The 25,146-nt window shown below is 44.4% G+C and carries 19 protein-coding genes; 1 reads left to right on the forward strand and 18 read right to left on the reverse strand.

Annotated elements, in window-relative coordinates:
* Window positions 1–51 precede the first annotated feature (51 nt).
* The 15 genes from DWX26_RS08805 to DWX26_RS08880 all read right to left on the reverse strand — a co-directional run bounded on the left by DWX26_RS08805 (window position 52) and on the right by DWX26_RS08880 (window position 19,477).
* Window positions 52–966 (reverse strand): ABC transporter permease, encoded by a 915-nt coding sequence (locus DWX26_RS08805; RefSeq protein WP_118601248.1) that lies wholly within the window; start codon window positions 964–966, stop codon window positions 52–54.
* Window positions 967–1,062: 96 nt separating this feature from the next.
* A complete protein-coding gene (locus DWX26_RS08810; protein ID WP_118601249.1) occupies window positions 1,063–1,401 on the reverse strand; it encodes a P-II family nitrogen regulator in 339 nt (112 codons plus the stop codon).
* Window positions 1,402–1,443: 42 nt separating this feature from the next.
* A complete protein-coding gene (locus DWX26_RS08815; RefSeq protein ID WP_118601250.1) occupies window positions 1,444–2,658 on the reverse strand; it encodes an ammonium transporter in 1,215 nt (404 codons plus the stop codon).
* A gap of 88 nt (window positions 2,659–2,746) precedes the next feature.
* On the reverse strand, window positions 2,747–3,085 hold the full coding sequence (locus DWX26_RS08820; protein WP_118601251.1) for a P-II family nitrogen regulator: 339 nt from the start codon (window positions 3,083–3,085) through the stop codon (window positions 2,747–2,749).
* A gap of 250 nt (window positions 3,086–3,335) precedes the next feature.
* The gene (locus DWX26_RS08830; RefSeq protein ID WP_118601253.1) at window positions 3,336–4,370 is read right to left on the reverse strand and encodes a 2-hydroxyacid dehydrogenase; all 1,035 of its coding nucleotides are present in this window, start codon (window positions 4,368–4,370) and stop codon (window positions 3,336–3,338) included.
* Window positions 4,371–4,458: 88 nt separating this feature from the next.
* A complete protein-coding gene (locus DWX26_RS08835) occupies window positions 4,459–5,832 on the reverse strand; it encodes an MATE family efflux transporter (RefSeq protein ID WP_118601254.1) in 1,374 nt (457 codons plus the stop codon).
* A gap of 680 nt (window positions 5,833–6,512) precedes the next feature.
* A complete protein-coding gene (locus tag DWX26_RS08840) occupies window positions 6,513–6,782 on the reverse strand; it encodes a hypothetical protein (protein WP_022462435.1) in 270 nt (89 codons plus the stop codon).
* Window positions 6,783–7,785: 1,003 nt separating this feature from the next.
* Complete coding sequence (locus DWX26_RS08845; RefSeq protein ID WP_118601318.1) at window positions 7,786–8,943, reverse strand: FprA family A-type flavoprotein; 1,158 nt, start codon at window positions 8,941–8,943, stop codon at window positions 7,786–7,788.
* Between the two features lie 355 nt (window positions 8,944–9,298).
* Window positions 9,299–10,366 carry a helix-turn-helix domain-containing protein gene (locus DWX26_RS08850; RefSeq protein ID WP_118595820.1) on the reverse strand — a complete coding sequence of 356 codons (1,068 nt, stop codon included), beginning with the start codon at window positions 10,364–10,366 and terminating at the stop codon, window positions 9,299–9,301.
* Window positions 10,367–10,688: 322 nt separating this feature from the next.
* The gene (locus DWX26_RS08855; protein WP_118601255.1) at window positions 10,689–12,296 is read right to left on the reverse strand and encodes a glycoside hydrolase family 43 protein; all 1,608 of its coding nucleotides are present in this window, start codon (window positions 12,294–12,296) and stop codon (window positions 10,689–10,691) included.
* Window positions 12,297–12,366: 70 nt separating this feature from the next.
* On the reverse strand, window positions 12,367–13,260 hold the full coding sequence (locus DWX26_RS08860) for a carbohydrate ABC transporter permease (protein WP_118595818.1): 894 nt from the start codon (window positions 13,258–13,260) through the stop codon (window positions 12,367–12,369).
* An 11-nt stretch (window positions 13,261–13,271) separates the two neighbouring features.
* The gene (locus tag DWX26_RS08865; protein ID WP_118595817.1) at window positions 13,272–14,222 is read right to left on the reverse strand and encodes an ABC transporter permease; all 951 of its coding nucleotides are present in this window, start codon (window positions 14,220–14,222) and stop codon (window positions 13,272–13,274) included.
* Window positions 14,223–14,289: 67 nt separating this feature from the next.
* Complete coding sequence (locus DWX26_RS08870) at window positions 14,290–15,960, reverse strand: extracellular solute-binding protein (protein WP_118595816.1); 1,671 nt, start codon at window positions 15,958–15,960, stop codon at window positions 14,290–14,292.
* A gap of 142 nt (window positions 15,961–16,102) precedes the next feature.
* Window positions 16,103–17,698, reverse strand: a complete 1,596-nt coding sequence (locus tag DWX26_RS08875; protein ID WP_118595815.1) for a response regulator transcription factor — start codon at window positions 17,696–17,698, stop codon at window positions 16,103–16,105.
* A gap of 21 nt (window positions 17,699–17,719) precedes the next feature.
* Window positions 17,720–19,477, reverse strand: coding sequence for a sensor histidine kinase (locus DWX26_RS08880; RefSeq protein ID WP_118601256.1), 1,758 nt, complete (start codon window positions 19,475–19,477; stop codon window positions 17,720–17,722).
* 211 nt (window positions 19,478–19,688) lie between these two features.
* Between DWX26_RS08880 and DWX26_RS08885 the strand changes: the two genes are divergently transcribed.
* A complete protein-coding gene (locus DWX26_RS08885) occupies window positions 19,689–20,570 on the forward strand; it encodes a helix-turn-helix transcriptional regulator (protein WP_118601257.1) in 882 nt (293 codons plus the stop codon).
* Here DWX26_RS08885 and DWX26_RS08890 read toward each other — a convergent pair.
* The 3 genes from DWX26_RS08890 to DWX26_RS08900 form a co-directional block, all read right to left on the reverse strand.
* Entirely contained in the window at window positions 20,567–22,132 is a 1,566-nt protein-coding gene (locus DWX26_RS08890) for a glycoside hydrolase family 43 protein (RefSeq protein WP_118601258.1), read from the reverse strand. The two genes, DWX26_RS08885 and DWX26_RS08890, sit on opposite strands and share 4 nt — an antisense overlap.
* 11 nt (window positions 22,133–22,143) lie before the next feature.
* A complete protein-coding gene (locus tag DWX26_RS08895; protein ID WP_118601259.1) occupies window positions 22,144–23,880 on the reverse strand; it encodes an SGNH/GDSL hydrolase family protein in 1,737 nt (578 codons plus the stop codon).
* A gap of 119 nt (window positions 23,881–23,999) precedes the next feature.
* Entirely contained in the window at window positions 24,000–25,145 is a 1,146-nt protein-coding gene (locus tag DWX26_RS08900; RefSeq protein ID WP_118601260.1) for a glycosyl hydrolase family 8, read from the reverse strand.
* Window position 25,146 lies beyond the last annotated feature (1 nt).

Consider the following 25,146-nt stretch of genomic DNA (forward strand, 5'->3'; position numbering starts at 1 on the left):
CAATTCAAAAAAATTTCAAAATTCTCTTGACTGTTTATAGTTTGTCACCTCCTAGTTTGTCAGTTTGATTCTCGGGTCAATGAGGGAACAAATGATATCCACCGCCAGGTTTGCAACGGTGATAATCACACCGATGAAAACACTGAAGCCAAGGACTACGGTGTAATCACGGTTTGTGATGGCATTCGTAAATTCACGTCCGATTCCGGGAATGGAAAAAATAGATTCTACAACAAAGCTTCCTGTGATCAGAAATGCGATGGCCGGTCCGAAATAGGTGACAACCGGGATCAGTGCATTTTTAAGGACGTGACGCGCGGTGATGTACAGATTGCTAAGTCCCTTCGCTCTTGCCATCGTTACGTAATCCATCTGGATCGCCTCGGAATACGTACTCTTGGTCAGTCTGGCAATCGAAGCGATCTGTCCGAATGACTGTGCTGCCACCGGAAGAATGTAGTTGGCCGGAGAACCAAGACCGACGATCGGGAGTACCGGCCACCAGACACCGAAAACCATCATCAGCAGGATCGCTGTGACGAATCCCGGGATACTGACCCCCAGCGTCGCAATTCCAAGCAAGGTGTTTTTCACTGCCAGCCGCTTGCTCGTCGCCATCCAGATACCCATCAGAATACCGATGAAAGCGGATACTGCGATAGAGAGAAGTCCGATGCTTAGCGTATACGGAAATCCTCTTGCGATCAGTGTATTAACAGAAACGTTCTTTTTGTAGGAAATGCCGAGATCCCCGTGCATCAGATTTTCCATATAAAGAATATACTGTTTCCACATGGGTTCATCCAGTCCGTAGGTCGATTCGAGCTGTTCAATCGCGCTCTGGGAAAGATTATCCGCCTCGAACGGGCTGCCCGGCATAATCCGAATCAGGAAAAAGGTAATGGTGATCAGTGCCCAGATCGTCACCACTCCGATGAATAAACGTTTTATGATGTATCTTACCATGCAGCATTCCTCCCGTTCCGGCTTTTTTAGCTCAGAAGAGGCAGCCGAACGATCTGTTCTGGCTGCCTCTTTGCACCTTTTTACTGTCTTTTGTTTTTATAATGCTTCCTCGCCGCGCTGGCCGGTACGAACCCGGATGACATCTGCCACTTTCTCGACAAAAATCTTTCCGTCTCCGATATTTCCGGTACACAGCTTCTTTTCCAGGAAGCCTTTTAATACTTCAATTGTCTTATCGTCACCGACGGTCTCGAATTTGCATTTCATCAGTACATTCGGTCCGCTCATGGCTCCGCGGTACATCACCCGGTAACCCTTCTGGTTTCCATATCCGGTGATATCCGTTTCCATCACGCCGTACACGGCACACGATTCCATGATGTCGATGACATCCTCCCGGTTCGCGGGTTTGACAATAACTGTCAGCTTTTTCATATCCGCACCACCTTTTTATTGATCCTTTTTCATCGATTCTTTTTATTTGTCATTGTGGAAGTGGAAGTTTGCATAAGCGCTGCATCCGTGCTCGTGCATATCCAGTCCGTCGATCTCTTCTTTCTCGGTTACGCGAAGTCCGATGGTCTTTTTCAGGACGAAGAACAGGATGAACGCCAGGATCAGGGTATATGCCGCAACTGCTACAAAACCGATCAGCTGGGTGATAAAGCTGCATCCCTCGCCGAAAATACCGGTAAATAGGGTTCCGAGTGCTCCACAGACACCGTGTACACTGATTGCACCAACCGGGTCATCGATTTTTACAACTTTATCAAAGAATTCAACCGCAAATACAACAACGACACCTGCAACTGCTCCAATGAACAGTGCCTCGTAGTCGTTCACTACATCACAGCTTGCTGTAATAGCTACCAGTCCGGCCAGTGCGCCGTTCATTGTCATACTGATATCCGGTTTTCCATAACGTACCCAGGTAACAATCAGGGTAACAAGTGTTGCTGCTGCTGCCGCAAGGTTTGTAGTCATGGCAATGTCGCCAAGGCTGTAGGTTGCTGCTGTGGTCGATCCACAGTTAAATCCGAACCAGCAGAACCAGAGGATAAAGACGCCAAGTGCTCCAAGCGGAAGGTTATGACCAGGAATAGCAACCGGTTTTCCCTCTTTTGTGTATTTTCCGATACGAGGTCCGACCATTTTTGCACCGGCAAGGGCACACAGACCGCCGACCATATGAACTGCAGTAGATCCTGCAAAATCATGGAACCCGATCTGGCTTAACCAGCCGCCGCCCCAGATCCAATGTCCGGTGATCGGGTAAATAAAAATACTGATGGCTGCGGAGTAAATCAAATAAGAGATAAATTTGGTTCTCTCTGCCATAGCTCCTGATACAATCGTTGCCGATGTTGCACAGAACACGGTCTGGAAAATCATGAATACGCCGATCGGCAGTCCGTTGAACATGCCATCTGCATCTGCCAGCGATTTCGGATGAAAGAAACCTGATGTTCCGATAAAGGCATTGCTTCCTCCGAACATCAGTGCAAATCCGATGATAAAGAAGAAAATAGAGCCGAGCACGAAATCCATCATGTTCTTCATCAGAATGTTTCCGGAGTTTTTCGCTCTTGTAAATCCTGTCTCCACCATGGCAAATCCGGCCTGCATAAAATACACCAGAAAGGCTCCGACCATGGTCCATACGATATTGAGTAATACCTGTGTGTTTTCCATAATAAGTTCCTCCTCATTCCCATCTTACCTGTTCCCGTCTGCAGATCTTCTGAAACGGTCATCTCTAAAACGGTAGCTTTCAGATTTTTTAAAGTGCCTGTTCGCCGTGCTCACCTGTCCGGATCCGCACTGCATCTTCGACATCGTAAACGAAAATTTTTCCATCGCCGTAGTTTCCGGTTGACAGGTTTTTCACAACAAAATCAACGATTTTCGGAACCCTGTCGTCCTCCACAACGGTCTCCACTTTAACCTTCGGAAGCATTTTAGCCACGATTTCCGCTCCACGGTACATCTGACGATATCCCTTCTGGTTTCCATATCCAAGGATATTTGTGATCATCATACCGTTTGCCTTCTGCTCCTCGAGGAGTAGCTCCAGGTTTTCGAGGCTCTCCGGACGAATTACAATTTCCAGCTTTTTCATGATTTTCCCTCCCTTTCCGAACCGGCTCCTGTACAGCTTCTGATTTTTCCGGCTGCGGATTTCTTTTTTATCCGCCTTCCCGGTTTTCTCTTCCATTCATTTACCGGCTCTGCTGCTTCTATAATAGAAATCTGTTTTCTGACAGATTTTCTAACCTCTTCTTTCATGCCTGGACTGTTCCGCAGCTCTGCTGTTTTTACAGTTGTTTTTACAGTCGTTTTTTTGCAGCTGTTTTCACAATCCACTGTTTTTAATTAATCACACTCGTCGGCATTCCCTCCAGGTAAGACCGGAAGTTTTTCACCGCCAGATCGACTGCGCGGAGTCTTGCTGCCTTCGGCTGCCAGGCGATATGGGAAGTAATAAAGATGTACGGCGACTGCATCAGCGGAATCTGATACTGCGGCGGCTCATTTGCGACAACATCGAGTCCTGCCATATAAACCTTTCTCGATTCCAGCGCCTCAAGAAGCGCCTCCTCATCGATGATGATTCCCCGCGCGGTGTTGATAATGATGACACCGTCCTTCATTTTGGCAAATGCTTCACGGTTCAGCAGGTTTTCTGTTTCCTTCGTATGCGGACAGTGGATCGAGATTACATCCGACCGTTCGAAGATTTCTTCCATGCTGACCTGCTCGATGCCGTCATACTGCGGCCCCGCCTTTTTGTGACGGCTGTTTGCGATGACCTTCATGCCAAAGCCCTTTGCCATTCTTGCCGTCCAGAGGCCGATTGCGCCAAGTCCGATGATTCCCATCGTTTTCTGGTAGAGCTCAATCTGCGGCACGAACAGTTGATTGTAGCTTGCCTGCGGATTCGTTTCTTTTTCTTTCCAGTACCCTGTTTTGGTGTAATCGCTCTGTACCGTCACGTTATGACAGATGTTCATGAGCAGTGCCATCGCATACTGGGCAATGGTGACATCGCCGTAAATCGTATTCGTTATGGTCACGCCCCGGCGTCTTGTCATTTCCACATCGAAGTCTTCAAATCCATGTCCCAGCGTTGCGATATATTTCAGATTCGGATGCGCTTCAAAGAGCTTTTCGTTGATCACTCCTTTGTGGACCCAGATACCAAGTGCTGCGTCGGCGTTCCCGATCTGACTGCTGTAATCTTCGAAGGTGTACCTCTTTTTCTCCTGATGGATGATACGGAACTTTCCGATCTGTGGTACGGTCTGCAGCATTTTGTTCCACTTTGCTTCTATTTCTTCGTACGTCAGATCGATGGTTCCCGGGTCTCCCTGAAAAACGACTACCTCATAGTTTTCTTCTTTCATACGCCTCGCCTCCTGTTGTACTTCTGTCTTTTTGTGTTCCGATTTCAAGATGGATTTCCAGTATGCCGACAAGTTGATTCTTCTGTTTTTATTCTGTAAGAATTTCCTTTTCCTGTTGCCTTACAACGGATTTATTTTCCCATTTATGACCAAGATACCGGACAATGTAAAATCCTGCACGGACTACCCAGTCGAGGGTCTGTGCAATCCAGACACCAAGGAGTCCCACATGGAGGGAAACACCGATCAGATACGCCAGTGCAATTCGAACGAACCACATGGACAGGATGCTGACAGTCATCGTAAACTTGGCATCGCCGGCAGAACGCATCGTGTTCGGAAGGGTAAAGGCCAGCGGCCAGATCATCATACAGCAGATGCTGTGGTATCGAATCACAATCACTGCCATCCGGTAAGCGCCATCGGAAAGGTTATATGCTCCGGCGAACAGTGGTGCTGCTGCCAGAAGCAGGATATTCAGAATCCAAAGGAATGCGTAGGCTCCTGTGATCAGCTTCTTTGTATAGCTTCTCGCCTGCTTATAATCTCCCGCTCCGACACACTGGCCAACCACGGTTGTCATGGCAAGTCCCATCGCCGATCCCGGCATAAAAGCAAGCTGTTCCACGGTCATTGCACAGGCATTTGCTGCAATCGATGCTGTTCCAAATCCGGCAATCATGCTCTGGGTCAACAGCTTTCCAATCTGGAACATACTGTTTTCCAGTGCCTGCGGAACACCGATGGAAAAGATCTTTTTCATCATCTCCTTGTCCCATCCGGCCAGGAACCATTTCGTACAGTGGATCTCGTATTTTTCCTGATGCAGCAGTACAAGAATCACAATACTGGCAAAGGCTCTGGAAATCAAAGTGGAAAGTGCCACGCCTGCAACTCCCATGTCAAAGCCGAAAACAAAAACAGCATTTCCGATGATGTTCAGCGCATTCATCACGATGGAAGTAACCATTGAAATATTTGAGTTTCCCATAACCCGGAAAAGCGCCGCCCCCGCATTGTAGATTCCAAGAAACGGAAACGAAAGCGATGTAATGAAGAAGTATTCCACCGCGTAGGCCATAACCTGCTCTTCCACCGATCCGTAGACTACCCGGAGAATCCAGCGGTTTCCGAAAAAGGAAATGCCGCAGATGACAAGTGCAATCAGTCCGCAGATCATAACGAGCTGTTCGGCTGCGTGACACGCTGTTTTCTTATCCCCGCTTCCGAGGAACTGTGCTCCGACAACGGAACCGCCGCTTGCCATCGATGTGAAAATCACGATCAACAGTACGCAGATCGTATTGACAAGTGAGATTCCGGAAACAGCCGTTTCACCGGCCCCGGATACTATCACCATATCTGCCATACCGACGGTAACGGCCAGCACCTGTTCCACAATCAAGGGAACGATCAGCCGGACCAGACGCTTTCGGTCAAATAAGACGTTTGTGTTTTCCATCGGACTTTCTCCTTTCCGGTTTCTCATTTTCTCTGTCCTGTTTCTGACAAAATCAAATCTGGTTTTCAGAAGCAGTCCCTGATATCTTTGATAACAAAAAACGACCTGGAAGTCTTCCTTCCAGATCGCCCCGTTGCGAACTTTTTACTGACGTTTCTCCTTTGGATTGAAAAACGCGGCACGAAGCTTTCCTTTCGTACCGCGCCTTTGCGAATCCACTACTTATATGGAGTTTATCTTGAAAAACAGACAGAGCGTTTTCCGGTTTTCTGAGAGTGTTTTTTGGGAGAAATAAAACCTTGGAGAAAGGGAGAAAATTACAAACGGAGCGATTCTATTCCCAGAACCGCTCCGTTGCGTTATCTTTACTCTATTCTTTTTCTCTGCTGTTTTTCAACATAGGCACATTCTAGCGGAATTCCTGCTTTTTGTCAATCCTTAAATTTTTCGATGATTTCCGGTCTTTTGCATCATTTCTGTCAATTTTGCACAATTTCACCGATATTTTTTCGGCTGTTTCTGAATATTTTTCTCATGAACCTTTGAAATTTCTTTGTTTTCTTTTAAAATCGAGGAAAAACTCCGGCAAAATTCTGTGAAAATTCAGAGCGAACGCCAGACTTGGCATTCATCAAATATCCGCTACCTATCTGGAGCGTATTTGAAAAAGCTCTGTTATATCAGATCCAGTCAAAATCTCCGCCGGTAATCGCAAGACTTAAGAGTGCATCCATCTTTTCCACTTCCTCTTCGCCCTCAATTCTTTGCAGCAGCACTGCGGTATCCAGCACATCCTCCAAAGATTCACCAGGCCCGATTTCATAATCCACCTCCGCCTCGCAGTCCGGGCATGGGATTTTTTCCATCGTCTGAAGGGATAAAAAGCGGTTGCCGCATTTCTTGCATTCATAATAACCACATGTTTTGGTTCCGTCTGGTACGTAATACATAGATTCGTTTCCTCCTATCCATTTTCCGTTTCTTATTCTACCATACTTACCTTGCCAAAACCAGCCATCTGAAAAAGAATCGTTTTTGTAAAAAACAACTCGTAAACACATGCGTACAAGTATTACACTGATTCTTGAAAGAAAAACGCCTTTTCAAAATATAATTTATTTTCAACAACGTTGTTGTACCAATTTATTTTCAGGAGGATATGACGATGCTTTTAAATAAAAAGGACGCTGTATGCTCTCGTTTCTTTCGAGGCTGCAGCGTCTTTTCTGCTTTCACGGCTCGCGCAGACCGCAGGGCAGTCAAACAGATTTTTCAGCAGACATAGTTTAAGCCCGATCGATTTATTTTTTTCTCGACCGGGCTTTTAATGAATTTCCAGTAATTTCATTTTATACACCTGCTGCTTTCATTGATTTCGGGGTATTTCGTTATGTTCCTTTTGGACCGTACCTCCTGGATTTTTTTGTTTTTTATTTTTTCCCTATGGGCCTCTGCCTTTCATTGGAATCATCTCCTTTAGGTTCTATATGTAAACTCTTCAGAGATTTTTTTGATGTTCAGATTAACTATGCCATTGGACTGTACCTCTTACTTTCTTAGATTTCGTTTTGATGTTTCTTTTTCGTCTTGATGTTTCTTTCTTGTTTTTATTTTTGTTCTCTTTTCTTTTGTTGATCTTATATTAACTCATCTTCTCTGTTTTGTCAATACTTTCTTTTAATTTATTTTGTATTTTATTATTTTCAGAATATTATGACATCAAAATCGAAAGATCAGAAACCTGATGCAGTCTCACTTACAAAGAGGCGGCCGCAGGCTTTCGCAAAATTCAACCCCCGGCTTTTTTTGACCCACCGCAGGGCGATCCTGCTCCCTCCGGAACTCCACAGAATCTTCTTTCCAAAAGAGTAGAACGAAAGACTCCGCTGTCTTTGCCTTTCGCAAAGTCCAGCGGAGCATTTTTCCCATATTCTTTCTTCTCTTCTTAATTTCTTATTTGCAGAGTTCCTCGGCCAGTGCCTCGATCTCTTTTACGTTCTCTTCCTTCACAGCGGACATTACTTTTACATTATTCTCTGTCCAGGTGATATTTTTGCTCTTCTCAAACATACCTTTCATCACTTTCGCTGCGGTCGGTGCCCAGCTTCCGTTTTCGATCAGACCGATGGTGCGGTTCTGGAAGCTGCGCTCTGTCAGACGGTTGATGAAATCCTGCATGAACGGGTAAATGCCTGCATTGTAGGTCAGGGTTGCGAGAACCAGCTTACTGTAACGGAAAGCATCCGCTACGGCAGCAGACATATCGTCTCTTGCCAGATCGTAAACAACGACCTTCGGGCATCCTTTTTCTTTCAGCTTATCTGCAAGCAATTCGGCAGCTTTTTTTGTATTGCCGTAAACAGAAGTATAGGCAACCACAACACCCTCTTCTTCCGGGCGGTAGGAAGACCAGATATCGTATTTTTCAATGTAGTGGCTAAGATTTTCCGTCAGAACCGGACCGTGCAGGGAACAGATTTTCCGGATATCCAGCGTACCTGCTACTTTCAGGAGCTTCTGTACCTGCAAACCGTATTTTCCGACGATGCCGATGAAATAACGGCGTGCTTCGTCATCCCACGGTTCCTCGCGATCGAGTGCACCGAATTTTCCGAAGCCGTCTGCTGCGAACAGAACCTTGTCGGTGCTGTCGTATGTAACCATAACCTCCGGCCAGTGTACCATCGGAGCGAACACGAAGGTCAGAACGTGTTTTCCGAGCGTAAGGGACTCGCCATCCTTTACTTCCAGTTTCTTTCCGGCGAGATCCATCTTTGGGAAAAAGTTTTTCATCATGGCAAAGGTTTTTGTGTTTGCAACAACGGTTGCTTCCGGATATGCTTTTACGAAGTTTTCAATATTCGCAGAGTGATCCGGCTCCATATGCTGTACGATCAGGTAATCCGGTTTTCTGCCATCCAGTGCTTTCGCAACATTTGCCAGCCATTCATCCGCAAAGTTTGCATCTACGGTATCCATAACTGCCGTTTTTTCATCGAGAATTACGTAAGAATTATATGCCATGCCGTTCGGCACTTTGTACTGACCTTCAAACAGGTCTACCTGATGATCGTTGACTCCCGCGTAGATAATATCCTCTGTAATTTTCATAAAAATCCATATCCTTTCCATCTTGTTTTTTCCTGCCCGGAACCTGCTCCGAACCGTATATTTTTATATTATCCTATGATGGAGGAAAAAGCAAGGAAAAAGCAAGGAAAAATAGTAAAGATTACTATTTTTACTTGCTTTTCTCCGTTCACACACACGATATCCCTTTTCCACAGCTTGCAAATCATCACAATACTTCTATTTTGCAGGCATGTTCTTTTGTTTCTTTATCATAACTGATTCCAACCGCCACTCGCAAAAGCAAGTGCAGAAAGATTCCGAGCGTACATGCTGATACTATGAGTATAGTCTTTTTCTGTGGGAGGCGCAAGAATGGAATCCCGTTTCTCACTTCTTATTTATTTTCCGGGAAAACAATCTCTTTCTCTGGTACGCCTTCTGATTTGATGACGTAGCCGTCAACATCATCAAAATGAATCTTGTACTGATATTCGCTTTCACGTCCCTCTTTTGCGTCATCGGCATCAGCGTAATAGGTAAGGCGAATTTCGAAAGTATTTTTGTTTCCTTCGCGCCAGGACTCATCGCCGATCAGCCAGTCGTTTTCGAGGTTTTTGTTTCTTTTCAGCAGCACCTCGGCGTACTGCTGTGCGCCTCTCCAGATTCCTGTGTTTTTGTACCGGTTCTGCATGGTGTTCTGATACTGCCACAGTGTTACAAACATGATCGTCGCCATAATTGCCGTGAAAAGAACGGTTTTGCATTTCTTTTCTTTTTTCTGTCTCTGCCGGCGGATACATCGAATGGTTCCGATCATCATCATTACCAGAACAAACAGATACCACAGGGTCCAGAAGATCTGCTCTTTTCGTTCCAGACCGCCGGGAATGAATTCTGCCAGCTGATCGCCCCAGACGAAATTTACCAGGGATGCCAGAATGCCGATAGACAGAATGGATGCTGCCCCATAGACTTTCCGGCTTTCTTCATCATCGAGGTTCTGGAAGAAATACCACAGCGATACAAACGCTGCTGCCACCAGACCGCCTAGAATCAGGCCGCCGCCCACGTTTACGATCTTTGCCGCCCACGCTGCCGCTGCCACACCGATCACCAGAAATCCCGCGATCACGTTTGCGTTCCGGTCCTGTTTTTTCTGCTGCCTTGAAATGTCACCTGCGTTCTGCAGCATTTCGGCCACCTCCTTCTGAGTATACTGAATTTCCGGCGCCGCCTCTTCCTTCGCCTTCTCCTGCCGTTCGGAGCGCATCAGTTCCAGCACAGAAATCCCAAGTGCCTGAGCCAGCGGCTCAATCGTCTGGATATCGGGAAAGCCAAGTCCCCGCTCCCACCGGCTGACGGCTTTATCCGTCACATGAATCTTTTCCGCAAGCTCTGCCTGCGTCATCTTTTTCTCTTTTCGCATTCCGGCAATAAACCGCCCGAACTCTTTCGCTTCCACGTCGTGTCCCTTCCTCCTGCTGTTCCCGCACCGTCTCATGTTGCCCAGCGGAGCGTTTTTACAGTCTCAGAATAGGCGAAAATAGGCTGTTTTGTCAATCTACGAATCCTTTACCTGCGTTTTTACGCCAAAAAATCCCCGATTCAGCACAAAAGTGCCAAATCGGGGATCTTGTATTTTCCTGTATTTACAGCCCGATCATATTTGCAAACAATACGATCAGCGGAATGGCAATGATGGTTCTCTCCAGAAAGATCACCAGCAGTTTCCAGAAATTCAACGGAATTTCACTTTTGATAAACGCCGGGGCGGGAACTTTTTGTTAAAAATATCGGAATCTGCCGAATTCTGCGATTCCCCCTGCTTCTTTCGTTGCATAGGCAAACAGTCCAACTCTGCATCCTGTGAAATGATCCATTTTGAAATAGAGCTGATGCCATGGTCCGATCTGTTTCCATTTTTCATCGCTCCAATATAAAAACCGGACTTTATCGTGCTGGTTCTGGAAATCTGCTTCCAGCCGGATTCTTATTCTCGATGATTCAACCGACACTGCTTCCCATTCGATTTCTTCGCTGTTGCCCTGATTTCCTTCCAGGCTGTCATTTTCCGCTTCGAGAGATCTCATAACCAGAAACATCCGTCCATCACGCTTTGTAACTGCCGCCATGCCGTAACATCCCTGTAATGCACACATACCTGCATAATCTCCGTCCTTCAGTCTTTCCGCATCAACGGTTACTTCTGTTATGCACATCGGAAACTTCATCCTCTGGGTGATCGTATTTACTGCCTGCGTGACATTTTTGCACTGCTTTTTACAGCTCATTCGGAGGCACCCTTTTTCTGCATCATTCTCAATCCAGGAAAGTTCCGGTTCGTGATTGAACTGCCAGCAGCTCTTCCATCCAAACGTTCCAAACAGCCGTTTCTGGTCCGGATTCCATTCTGAAAAATCATCACTCTCCACAAGCGAATGATACTGTTCCTCCGGTCTTGTGCTTTTTGTTTCCACTTCACAGAGTGCCCTTCCCGAATCACCCAATACCGGATAATTTTCTTTTATGATCTGCTCTTTTTGTTCGCCCGGCGCCGGCATATAGGTAACTCTGACATTTTTCTCCCATTTTACTGGCACAAGAACCGGGATTCTGCCGACAGCACCTCTGTCCTGGAAAAGTACGGCGTACCATTTATGATCCGGCGTATCCACAATTCCTCCCTGCGCAACGCCCTGGCCGCAATACCCCATGGTATCACACAACACATCTCCGCCTCTAAATTCTCCCGTCAGGCTGTCTGATACATAGCATGCCTGCGTCCGCATCCACCTGTCCGGAAGGGAATGAATCAGGAATAAATAATACATTCCATTGATTTTATAAAAATGACTTCCTTCAAAACCAAGCCCCGGATTCCGACTATCACTGACCAGAATCCGATCCAGTCCGCCTTCCTTTGGACCGCCCAGATCTTTTTTCAATTCCTGCAGACGAACATTTCTATTGCCGGAAACAATATAAACATGATCATCCTCAAACAAAAGTGAGCAGTCATGATAAAAGCCTTCTATGATGCGTTTTTCCCATGGTCCTTCGATATCATCAGCAGTATAAAGGTATGTTTTTCCGGTATCATTCGCCACAAAGCAAATATAATACATCCCTTTATGGTATCGGAGCGATGCGGCCCACATGCCTTTTCCATAGCAGTTTTTCTCACCAACAAGCCTCTGTTCCTCTGTGCTGTCCAGTCTTTCATACACATAGCTCAGATGTTCCCAGTGAATGAGGTCATACGACCGCAGAATCTCACACCCCGGCATAAAGTGCATTGTAGTGCTTACCATGTAATACGTATCATCTACCCGGATGACATCTGGATCCGGATAATCCAGTTCTGTAATTGGATTTTTTCCTGCTATCTTCATATGCTCTCTCCTCATATAATATTTCAGGGTCATGCCAAAACAGCATGACCCTGGATAAAATGCAGTATCTTTATTCTTTTACTCCGCCAAGAGTAAGCCCGGCAACAAAGTATTTCTGTAAAAATGGATAAATACAAATAATTGGAAGCATGGTAATAATGGTTGCTGCTGCACGGACCGACGTCGGTGTGACCGAACCGGCTGCATTTTTCATTGCTTCCACAGAGGTTCCCTGATTCGTAACCGATGATAAGAGTTTCATAAGCTCATACTGAAGGGTCGTCAGATTGCTGTTCATTCTGTTGTACAGCATCGCATCAAACCAGGAGTTCCACTGTCCTACCGCCACAAATAATGCTACGGTTGCATATACCGGCTTACAGAGCGGTGAATAAATCTTCAGAAAAATCGTGGTATATCCTGCACCGTCAAGCTGCGCGGACTCTTCCAGACTGTCGGAAATTCCGTTCATATAGGTACGGATTACCAGCATATTGAACGCACTGACCATTCCAGGAATTACATATACCCCGAAACTGTTTGTCAGGCCAAGTTGTTTGTACAGCAGGAATGTAGGAATCATTCCACCGTTGACATACATGGTGATAACCCAGAATAAGGATAATTCTTTTTTAAACAGAAAGCGTTTTCTGCTTACAATAAACGCCAGGATTGCATTTGCTACCAGTGCCAGCAGCGTTCCGATGATGGTTCGCGCCACTGTGATATATGCGCCCGTGATCAGGTTATCCTTCTGAAGAACGGTGATATAGTTTTTCCATGTGAATTTTCTTGGCAGCAGATAAATTCCTCCGCGAAGGGCATCTGTACCATCGTTTAATGATATTGCCAGTGTATTTAATACCGGATACAGTGTAATGACTATAAACAGTACCATGATAATACCATTTATTATCGGAAACAGATCCAATTTTCCGGTCTTTTTTCCAGTTTTTTTTGCCATGATGAACCTCCTTAGAACAATCGCTCTTCGCCATTGCGTTTTGCAATCTGGTTTGCGATCATAATCAGTATAATGCTGACTGCACTCTTGAAAATACCTGCTGCCGTACCGATTGCATAATCGCCCTGGCTGATACCCCATTTCAATACGTAGATATCAATGGTCTGTGATACTCTCTGTACCAGGCCGTTTCCTAAAAGATACTGAATTTCAAATCCGGCATTCAAAACGTTGCCTACGTTCATCAGGAGAAGAATCATAATGGTCGGTTTGATTCCAGGAAGTGTCACGTACTTAATTTTATTCCACCTTCCGGCGCCGTCTATGGATGCCGCCTCATATAAAGATGGATCAATTGCTGTGATTGCTGCCAGATAAATAATGGCATTCCAGCCGGTTTCCTTCCACACATTTGCAAAAGCAACAATAGGCCAGAAGTAGCTCGTATGTGCAAAAAAGTTAATTGGCTGTTTGATGATATGCAGATTCACCAGAACTTCATTTACAATACCAGTTCCGGAAAGCATATCATGCAGAATACCGGTTACAATAATCCACGAAAGGAAATGCGGCAGATAGGAAATGGTCTGAACCACTTTTTTTCCTATATGGCTTCTGATTTCATTTAATAAAATTGCAAACGCAATTGCCGTTACGAAAGTTACAACAAGATTGATAACTCCCATTGCCAGAGTATTCCGGATAACACGGATAAACGTCATATCTGAGAACAGTGTCCGGAATTTTTCTAATCCTACAAACTCTGAATGCAGGATTCCTAGTTTCGGTTTGTAGTTCTGAAATGCCATTGCCCAGCCAGCAAGCGGAAGGTAATAGAAAATCACACCATATGCTACGATAATTGCTGCCCAGAAAAGCAGGACTTTCTGTCTTTTGATTTCTTTCCATGTGATTTTTGTTCTGGGCTCTTTTGTTTTTGATTTTGTTCTCGCTAAAGACATGACCTCACTCCTTAAAAAAACGGGCAGATGAAATTTTTCACATCTGCCCGCTTCAAAATTTCATTTTTTATTTGAACTTCGCTGCCTGCTCCATTCTTGTGTCTAATTCAGTCTGCAGTTCACTGATAAAGTCTTCCGGGTGGCATGCATTGTAAGCATCCATGTAGGTATCCCATGCCGCGTCAAAATCTTTTGCCATAACAACCTGCGGAAGCTGCTCATGTTTTACATCTGCAATTTTGTTCCATGCAACTCCGCCAGGTGTATCTGTTGTGAAATTGTTAGAGAAGGACCACATCGGATACCAGTCTCCAGGTGCCTCATTTGTTCCAAGCATCTCAACATAAGTCTCAACACCATAAGCCTCAAAGGTTTCTTTTACATCCTGATTTAATCCATCAAAGAACTCACTTGCCTGTCCATCCGGTTTATTGGCGTTAATTCCATCATCACTGGTTCCAGTGTACTGTGGGAAGTAGGAATATGGGCAGGTATGAGATGCTTTGTACGCGGTATCAGACTGTTTCGTCCGCTCTTCCTCTGTTCGGTAGAATTCTCCGTTTTCATCCACCTCATAATCGGTACCCTCTACACCCCAAAATCTGAGATTGTGAATATCCTGATCCAGAAGATCATTTACAAACTGTAATGCTCCTTCCACATCTTCACAGCTTGTTGTAATTGCAAGACCGCTCGACTCATTAAATGCCCCGCCTGAATTGTGCCACTGATTGTCACGGCCATCAATCGTAACCGGAACAGGAATATAATCGCAGCCCTGCTCATCCAGTCCAGCCTGTTTGATTGCATCATTTGCATTCGAGAAATCCCACCACTGATCAATCATTCCAAGTACACGTCCGGTAGAAAGTTTGGAAATATATTCATCGTAACTCTGTGTAAAGGATTCCGGATCTACAATTCCCTTCTGATACTCTTCATTCAGTTTTCGGAAGTAGGCAACCGCTGTATCCGAAGTGTTATAATCTAAAACGGTCAGTGTATCCGGATCTACCATACAGGATCCATCATTTGGATATCCGTCGAGGAACTGCGGGGCATTCTCCAGACAGAAATATCTCCAGTCGTCACAGAGGATGGTGTATGGAATATTTTCCGTTCCGTCTTCCATAGTCGGATTCGCTTCGTTGTAGGATTCAATCAGATTAAAGTAATCATCCATTGTTTTAATTTCCGGATAACCCGCCCATTTTAAGACTCTGGCCTGAATCCAGAATGCTTCATCATTATGTGTACATACTTTTTCTTCATTTTTAATGCAGCTAAACTGTGGAATCCAGTAAATATGGCCATCATCCTGTCTTAATTTTTCCCACTCAAGATCAGAGAACAGATTTTTAATATTAGGATAATCATCCAGATAGTCATCCAGTGCAACCAGTGCATCGGCATCATATAACTGCATCTGTCCGTTTCCGCCCTCAATAAAGTCCGGATACTCTCCTCCTGCGATCATGGTGCCAATAGCCTCAACATCCGTCTGACCCGTCAGCCAGGTTTCTTTTACCTTTGCGCCTGTTTTTTCTGCAATGATCTGCTGAACCTCATTATCATCATTGATTTCGGATCCCGGGACTGCAAAAAATGCGGTAAATTCTTTTATCTCTCCGTCAGAATCTCCCTTAGAGGAACTCTTTCCTCCTGCTCCACATCCTGCGAGCAGGGTTGCTGCCATTGCCGAGGCAAGCAGCATGCTTACAATTTTTTTTCTCTTCATCTTGTAATACCTCCCTTTGATAGTATTTATTTTATCAGTTTGCAGGTTTGAAACAATCGGATGAACTATAGTAAGAAACAGGGTAAATTATAGATCGTAGATACGCACTATAATTTACCCTGTTTCTTACTTCCTGTTTTCTTTAACTTCCCTGCTGCATCTGTTTTCGGAATCTGGCCGGTGTGCACCCTTTCACCTGAATAAAACGGTTTACAAAATAATCCAGATCATGATATCCTACTTCTTCTGCAATCTGCACAATTTTTTTATCCGTGCGGATCAGAAGGCCTGCGGCCTGCTCCATCCGGAAATTGTTCAGATAGTCCTTGAAGGAAAGACCATATTTTTTCCGAAACAGCTGCCCGAGATAGGCACTGTTGACATAGTATTTTTCACTGAGACCCTTCAGCGTGAGGTTGGCGGCATAATTCTCTTTGATTTCTTTTTCTACCATGCCGAGAACGCCCCTGGAAACGTTTTTTCGAAGCTGAGAAAGATAATCGCCGTATTCACATGCAAAGCGCGCCATATGCGCCTTACTGCCACGCAGGATACCATTCTCAAAGCTGCTTTCACTGATCAGACGCAGGATTTCTTCCTGGTTTACGTCATTATCCTGCTCACTCGCCAGATGGATCAGTTGGAAAAGCAGATAATTGATATTCAGATTCATGCTCTCAGCATTCATTCCCATCTGACTCATTTCTTCATAAAACTGTTCTACTGCTTTCCGGATCTCCATGTGGTTATTCTGTTCAATGGTGGTAAGAAGCTGATCCAGCCCCTGTTTGCATAAGACCATTCCAGCCGCTGTAACCTGCACTTCATCCTCATAATAATAGATTTCTTTTCGTGCCCGGAACCCCTGAAAAGAGCGGAGCATACAGGCATTACCATACGATCTTGCCACATTGCTGATATCTGGTACTTTTTTCCCAACCAGCATAATAACCGGCTGTTTCGTATTATTGACAAGATATTGCCGGAATGCAGAAAGGTATGTTTTATCATCCATTCCCAGACGCTCCGCAAGGTTTTCAGAATATACAAAACCAATATCATATATTTTTTCATCCGCAGAAACATCAAATACACAGTGCTTGGCATCTTCTTTCAAAAATTCTCTGCAGCAGTCATACAGCTCTCTTTGAAAATTCCGCAGGTCTTTATCGCTCTGTTCTTCCAGATTGTTCGGCTGTTCTTTCTGAATCTCCACATAACGGATTCCCTGCGTATCTTTCATGTGTTTTTTTACGTAATTAAGATTGACATCATCGTATTTTCCATGGATTAAAGAGATCAGATGTCTCGAAAAATAGGCATGTTCCATTTCCTCATGTGCCTTTGATTCCTGTCTCTCCCGGTCTGATAATGCACGAACCTTATGCAACAGTTTTAACAGGGTTTCCCGGTCAACAGGTTTTAACAGATATTCCGTACATTTATTCTGCATGGCACGCCTTGCGTAATCAAACTCCGCATAACCGCTCAGAATAACAAAATACGCATCCGATATTTCTTCCCTTCGTATCTGCTCCAGTAATTCCAGACCTGTCATACCAGGCATCCGGATATCTGCTATGATAAGATCCACTTTTTCTTTTTTCAAATATTCCAGTGCTTCCAGACCGTTTTCTGCCGTCGCAGCAATTTCAAATCCTTCTTTTTCCCAGTCTATGATGACCTTAATTCCCTGCAGGATAAAGGGTTCATCATCAACCAACAGTACTTTTAACATTTTTCTCCTCCCTGCTCTACACTACATATACTCCAGGGGCATCCAGATTGTTATCAGTGTACCCACCCCTTCTTCTCCATCCAGATCGATCTTCACTTTATTTTCCGATACCATTTTCAATCTTAAACATGCATTGACAATTCCTACCCTTCCTTTCTTTTTCAGCATCTCAATGTCTGCGTTTCTCATGTTTTCCAGAAGTTCCTGCCTTTTGCCTTCTTCCATTCCGTTCCCAGTATCTTCTATTTCCATGCAGATCAGCTCGTTTTGTTCATATACTCTTACAAAAATCCAGCCTGGAGACGCTTTACTTTCAATTCCATGCACACATGCATTTTCTACGAATGTTACCAGCGTAAGTTTTGGAACCTTTCTTTTTCTGCATTCTTCATCAATCTCAATCTGATAACTCAGTCTTTCTCCGAAACGATATTTCTGGAGTGCCAGATACGCCTTTACAAATTCCACTTCCTGTTCAATCGTCACAGAGTCCTCGCCCCATTCGACATACTGTCTTTGCATGACAGCCAGTTTTTCAACCATATCCGCTGTTTCATTCTCATTTTTCAAAATGCTGTGCATGCGGATGCTCTCAAGTGCATTAAACAGAAAATGAGGATTAATCTGGCTGTGAAGGGCAAGAAGTTCTGCATTTTTGCGGCTGACAAGCATCTCCTGCTCTACGAGTTTGTTTTTATAAACTGTCTGAATCAGCTCATTTGTCCTGGCCGCCATTCGATTGTAGCTTCGAACCATACTTCCGATTTCATCTTTTCCGCCTTCATGACGCATCGGTACAAGCTGTTCGGAATCCACGCTTTTAAACACTTCATTCAGCTCCGTAATACGTTTTGTGAACGAATGATTCAGGATATGTACAAAAAAGAATGGCAGAATCGCATTAATCAGGATCAGAAGCAGAATACTCGGTAAATTATGAGCAATATTCGCAATCGCGTTCTCCCCCGTACGTCTGACATACACCTCAAGTTCCGTACCATACAGATTGACCGTCTGATGATATCCCTTCTTTATTTTATCATCCAGTTCTTCAAAGTCTGAACCTGTGCTTCCATGTTTCGTATTGGAAAGTACAATCTGATTCTCCTCACAGATCAAAACTTCGTTGTCAAAATTCATTTTCTGAAGCGTACGCATCATGTTCCCATAGTCAAATTCCAACTGCAGCATTTTTTCCTGATCTCCTGAAAAAAAATCGAGTTTTTGAAGAAATACCACCTTGCGTTCCTCTGCCGTTCCGGATCTGTTTTTGTCATAGACAAAGAAAAAACCTTTTGTTTCCCCACTCTGGTTCAGTTTCTGATACGCCTGCGTTTCTTTCAGATCCTCTATATTACCTACTTTTCCTCCCTTCACAATGGTGTCATTGTTCGTATACATCGTAAATACAATCTGATTCATTCCCAGCAGATTTTCTAACAAAGTATCCTTGAAAAACTCCTGGTATTCCATGATATACTGAGCAGAGGTATCATATTTTCTGGATAGAAAATCATCAATATATCTGCTGGTATAGATCGTTTTTGCCATTTCTCCTGCATTATTTACCACGCTGCTGATGTTGTAGCTTACCGCATTTGCAATGTTGGTCATATCATGTTTCTGCTTTTCCATCTCGGAATTTCTTATGATTAAAAAAACCACGCTGTCCGTAATGATCAGCGGAAGCAGTACGCAAAAAATATATAAAATGTATAATTTCTTTTTGACCGTAAAGTCATCCATCCGTTTTTCAATTTTTTGAAGCAACTCTTTCATTCTCAGAACCTCTCACGTGAATCAGGGAGCAGACACTGCCTGCTCCCTTCTGGATTTTCCAATGTCATCTTTCACACAGTTATCTTATCATATCCAGATTTAGATTGGAATTCTGTTTTCAGTTCTCTTCTTTCAATTTTTTCTCTTGTGATCTCTGTTTTACTGTATTATGATAATATCAAATTTACAGCAGTCCTCCGGAGGCAATATTATGATTGAACATTTAGACGGGATTCACGAAACCGTAACGTATAAAGAGAACAGCAGTCTGCGGCTTTTTGTAAACACAGACTGCGAGGACTATCCCATTCACTGGCATACTCCCATGGAAATCATTATGCCTCTGGAAGGGACTTATACGGTTTTCCTCGGGGATAAACCTGTTCTTCTTCAGGAGGGCGACATTATTTTCATCTGCCCTGGGATCCTTCACTCTCTTGTGGCACCGGAAAACGGAAAACGAATTATTCTGCAGATTGAATGGTCGGTTGTGTCAAAAATCCGCGATCTCAATTCCATCCTCGCGCTGATTTCCCCGGTTCTCACTCTTACTCCTCAGACCGCTCCTGACATCTATTCCGATATTTATCATCTTATCTGCCAGATTCTTTCGGAATATGAAGAGGATTCCTTTCTTTCGGAAGCTGTTATCTATGCGCGCATGCTTGATATTCTTTCTCTGATCGGCAGATACCAGGCCTTTGCATCCTGCCGTTTTGATGCCGGACCGCAAAAGCAGAAAGAATATCTGGATCGTTTTCTTTCCATCTGCAATTATATTGATGAACACTGCACGGAAGATCTTTCCCTTGACCAGGTTGCAAAAACAGCAGGCTTCAGCAAATACCACTTTACCAGACTGTTTAAGCAGTTTACAAATACCACCTATTACAAATACCTTAATCGCAAAAGAATTGATCATGCCATGCTGCTCTTATCCGATCCCGATATTCCTGTCACGGAAGCAGCACTTCAGTCTGGTTTCTCCAGTCTTTCCACCTTTCTTCGCGTCTTCCGTTCTGTCAAACAATGTACGCCTACGGAATTCCGCGATATGTATATTTATCCGGAAAAATTGCAGAAAAATCCCTAATTCCTGCTGCTACAGGTAAACCATGCAAAGTCTGCATGGTTTTTGCTTTCCATTCCATTAGAAGAAGCATACATGCCGATGGTACATCCGACAAAACCACCTGCCTCTTCTGTTGTGTACGGAAGAAGACTGATTTCCTCTGCCGCACATTCCCAGCCATTTTCTGACGCAATCCATACTTTTGCCGTCTGATCATGGCATTGCAGGCGTATTTTCAGCAGTTGTTCCGTCTCTCCTGGCAGTAAAACTTCTGCTGCTTTCGTTTCTGTTCCTTTGATACACGTTACAACACGAAAAACTTTCTGTTCCTGCTTTTTTGCGATTTCCATCCTCAGATGATTCTCATGATTCTGGTAAAGAACCAGACCTGCCGTTTCCTTCTCGTTTTCCGGCACAAAGAAAACTCCTGTTTCCGCTTCAAAGCGATAGCTTTTCTGCCGTAATCCAAGATAGGAGCAATAGGCTGCTTCTGCAATACTTTCTTTTCGGGGATACAACCGCAGCATTCCCTCTTTTTCTTTCAGCGAATAAATGGTTTCATCACACCCGCCAATTCCAATCAGTCTCTGTTCCAACTCTTTATCCCAGAAATGAATCTGATCACATTTTGTAACTTCCTGTGCAAAGCGATATTCTTCCATTGGGATTTCCACCTGTTCTTCCAGATGTCCCACTCCAGGCGCAATGACCGGCCATCCATTTTCCCATATCACTTTAGCAAGAAATGTCTCTCTGCCCATACTGCTGTGTTTTCTGCACGGCCGTGAAGCAAGCATTACTACATACCAGTTTCCATGTCCATCATCTACAAGATCTCCATGGCCTGCATAAATCACCGGATAATCCATTCCCAGATTGCGATGTGTAAAAATGGGGTTCCTCGGGCATCCTTCAAACCACTGAAACAGTTTTCTGCTTCTGGCAACTGAGATACTGTGTTCCGGACCTGTACCGCCCTCTGCATGCATCAGGTAATAATATTCTCCGATTTTGTAAATATGCGGCCCTTCCGGCCAGATGCAGTCTTTTACCGCACCTTTCCAGATTGCCATGCTTTCTCCTGTCAGTTTCATGGTGTTCAGATCAAGTTCCTGTACCCAGATTTCCCAGTCCCCATTATATCGCACACCTTCCGGGTTTGGTCTTGTTCCGCAGTAATAGCACTTTCCATCTTCATCAAAAAACAGGCTTGGATCAATTCCTGCTGCTTCTTCACCAAGGTAATATGGATCTGACCACGGGCCTTCCGGATTTTTCGCTGTAACGATAAAATTTCCACCGTAGCTTACATTTGTTGTTATCATATAAAATAATCCTTCATGATAACGAATCGTCGGTGCAAAAATACCTCTTGAGATTTCACTTCCCTCTACTGGAAGCTGCTCCTTCCGGTTCAGAATATTTCCGATCTGTTCCCAGTGTGCCAGATCTCTGCTGTGAAAAATCGGAACTCCCGGGGCATAAACAAAACTTGAATTTACAATATAGTAATCATCCCCCGCCCTGCAAATCGACGGATCCGGATAAAAACCGGATAAAATTGGATTATTTGCCGTTACCATAACTTTCTCCTTTACTGTACATACCCGAATCCAAGAATCGTAAACTGTTTATTCCTGTCTTCTTCTGGTATTGTAATTCTCACGATATGTTTCTTACTCTCTTCCTCCTGGAAAAGAATGACCGCATTGCAATGCAGCCAGTTATTGATATGCGGATCCGCTGTCATACAGTATCCTCCATCTACGGAAATCTCTGCTTTTCCCGTATAAATTTCACCGGAATCTTTAAAAACAAGAAGCAGACTTCTGCAGGTTATCGTCATTTCGAAATAGTTTTTATCGGAATTGGTGCCATCATACATCCAGTTATACGGGAACTGCGGCACAGGTGTAAGTTCTGCATCCATTTCGACACTCTGCAGTTCCCTGTCCACGGCTGTAAATCCACCTTCATCAATTTCGGCTCCTCTGTATCCATCTTTTCGATCCAGCAGACGAACTGTTTCAAAACTCTTTCCGATTGCGGGTGGCTCGCTCATGCATTCTTTCAGTCGTTCTTCCGCCTTCATCTGTCTTTCCAGTGTTTCAACCCCACATTGATTCCTGAGATCGCATTGTTCAAACAAATACTGCAGACAGTCCGCCATAATCGTGTGCCCCATATTGTTTGGATGAAACATATCATAAAAAAACTGATTTTTTGTCAGAACCCGTCCCCGTCCTTTTGGCATCTGAAACTGCGGGCTTACGGCATCCCGTATACTGACCATCGGAAGATCATAGCGGTATCCCACCGGTTTCAGGCGTTCCTGAAGATTCCAGTCATTTGCAAAAACAGAAAACAGAAGCACTACAGCAGGCTTCCAGGGAAGATTCAGCACTTTACGTACAAGGCTTTCATAGCAGTCCCCCTTTGTTTCATCCCCTTCATCATTAACAGCAAATTCGATCACTACAAGATCCGGCTGTTCCTCTCTGCGCAGAACATCTCTGTCAAAACGGATCATTCCCAGTTCCGAAGGGGTGCCTCCCACTCCTGCTTTTATCAATCTGACATTATCCTGTGCTGCAAAGCGCTTCTGAAATAATTTGCAGGACTGATAGGCGTAACATTTTGTATGGATCGGAATTGCTCCCGCCCCCTGCGTGATAGATCCGCCGATATATGCAAGCGTAACTTCTTTTCCGTCTCTGGCTTTTTCAATTACTCTCTGTATCCGGCAGGTATTTCCGAAATTCATCAGAGATCTTTGTATCATTTCCCTGTATTCTTCCGAACGGACATCTATTTTTTCTTCTGCGGTTTCTTTCGGTGCATCATATCCATCATTTAAATAAAGTCTTACACTTGCTTTTCCCAGCAATTCCGGTATCTGAAAGATAAATTTTATCTGCCCCGGAATATCATCATCTTCTGTCCATGTATAATCGGACAGATCTATTTTTCTCTCCATTCCATCTCCGGGCAGTTTGGTTTTCAGATTCGTTCCCCCTCCATAGAGATCCTTTTTTCCATACATCTGAAACACAAATTCAACAGACTCTCTGGGATCATCCAGTTCCACAGAGATTCCGATGCTGTGTACCAGTTTTCGAAATCCTTCTACGTTCTCCAGTAAGGCCAGTTCCTCCTGATCTGTGATATTTCCGGCAATCTGTGCACTGTTGATCAGTCTTCCGTCACTCTCATACACGAACTGGATTCCGGTTCCATCTTCCTGTTTTGATCCAAAAATTTCTTTGTCCTTTAAAATATAAAAATAGGGTCTCATTTTTTCCGGATCTCTTGGCGCCTTCGGTCCTTCCATCCTTATTATTCCTCCTGCTTTTCCTATGTTAACTCAAGATAACTCCATTGTAACAGAACTCCAGGTGCTGTACACCGGGAGAAACTATAGGAAACCTTCCTGCAAAATATATGATTTTATTACCGATAGATCCGGTAATTTCCTGACAAAGCAAGCATTGCAAAAAGATACAGAAAATTATCATAATACCGTCTCTCGCCTGTCCGAAGCGGTGTATTCCAGAAACGTCTTACACATTTCTCTGCATACGGTCCGTCTGCGGCAAGTGAGGCCTGTGCATTTACCGCAATAATTGCCGTCGGATGAAGTGCTTTTTCTTCCAGCCTGGTGCCGTCAGTCAGAAATACCCCATCCCAGTGTTCCGCCTGTTCTTCACAGTAAAATTGCTGCAGCTTATTGGCATTTTCCGTCTGCCAGGGATCCGCGTCAAACCAGAGATGATCCATTCCGATATTGGCAATCGTACGATACGCATCGCTGTAGTACCAGTCATGACGGCCGAAAATCTCCTGATGCTGTGCATGCGGTGTTCCGTCATAATCTGCATATTCCGCAGATAATCCGGTTCGGAAGTGACATGCCGTGTGAAGATATTTTCGGCTTGCGTCCGCTGCCTTTTTCCAGAATTCATGATCGCAGGGATCTGCCCACAACGCAAACAGCTCATAAAAGTGCGGCAGATGATAGGATGGATCACTGAACTCAAAAGAGGTAACAAATTTGATCAGATGATTTTCCGGATTCCACATCGGCTCTCCTGGATGCCCTGGCTCTCCCTTATGGACACATTCCCGTAAAATTGCTCTTGCCTCGCTGCTGTAATCGAAAATGCCTTCTCCATCTCCCCATCTCTTTGAAGCAAAAAAGAGCGCCATTGCAAAATATTCTTCTCCATCCGGTGCCGGTCCGTCCGCGTTTCTTGTACCATCGACAGCACACGACCAGGCAAAATAATTTTTTCCCGGACCATCCTCGATATACATATACGTCCGTACCCATTTCCATAAACGGTCAAATTCTTTTTTCCGGTTCATCTGGACGCACACCATCATTCCATATGACATGCCCTCCGTTCTGACATCATGATTTCCGGTGTCCTCCATGTATCCCATGTCCGCACCTGCTTCATGATAGAAACGCTCTTCTTCACTCCCATAAAAGATTGTTTCAAATGTTTCTTTCACTCTTTTTTCAATTTCCTCTTCGGAATATCCACACTCTTTAAAAATATTGCGGTATACTCCTGTTTCATATGCTCCTGCCATA

The organism is Blautia sp. AF19-1 (genome assembly GCF_003479155.1).
Taxonomy (GTDB): Bacteria; Bacillota; Clostridia; order Lachnospirales; family Lachnospiraceae; genus Fusicatenibacter; species Fusicatenibacter saccharivorans.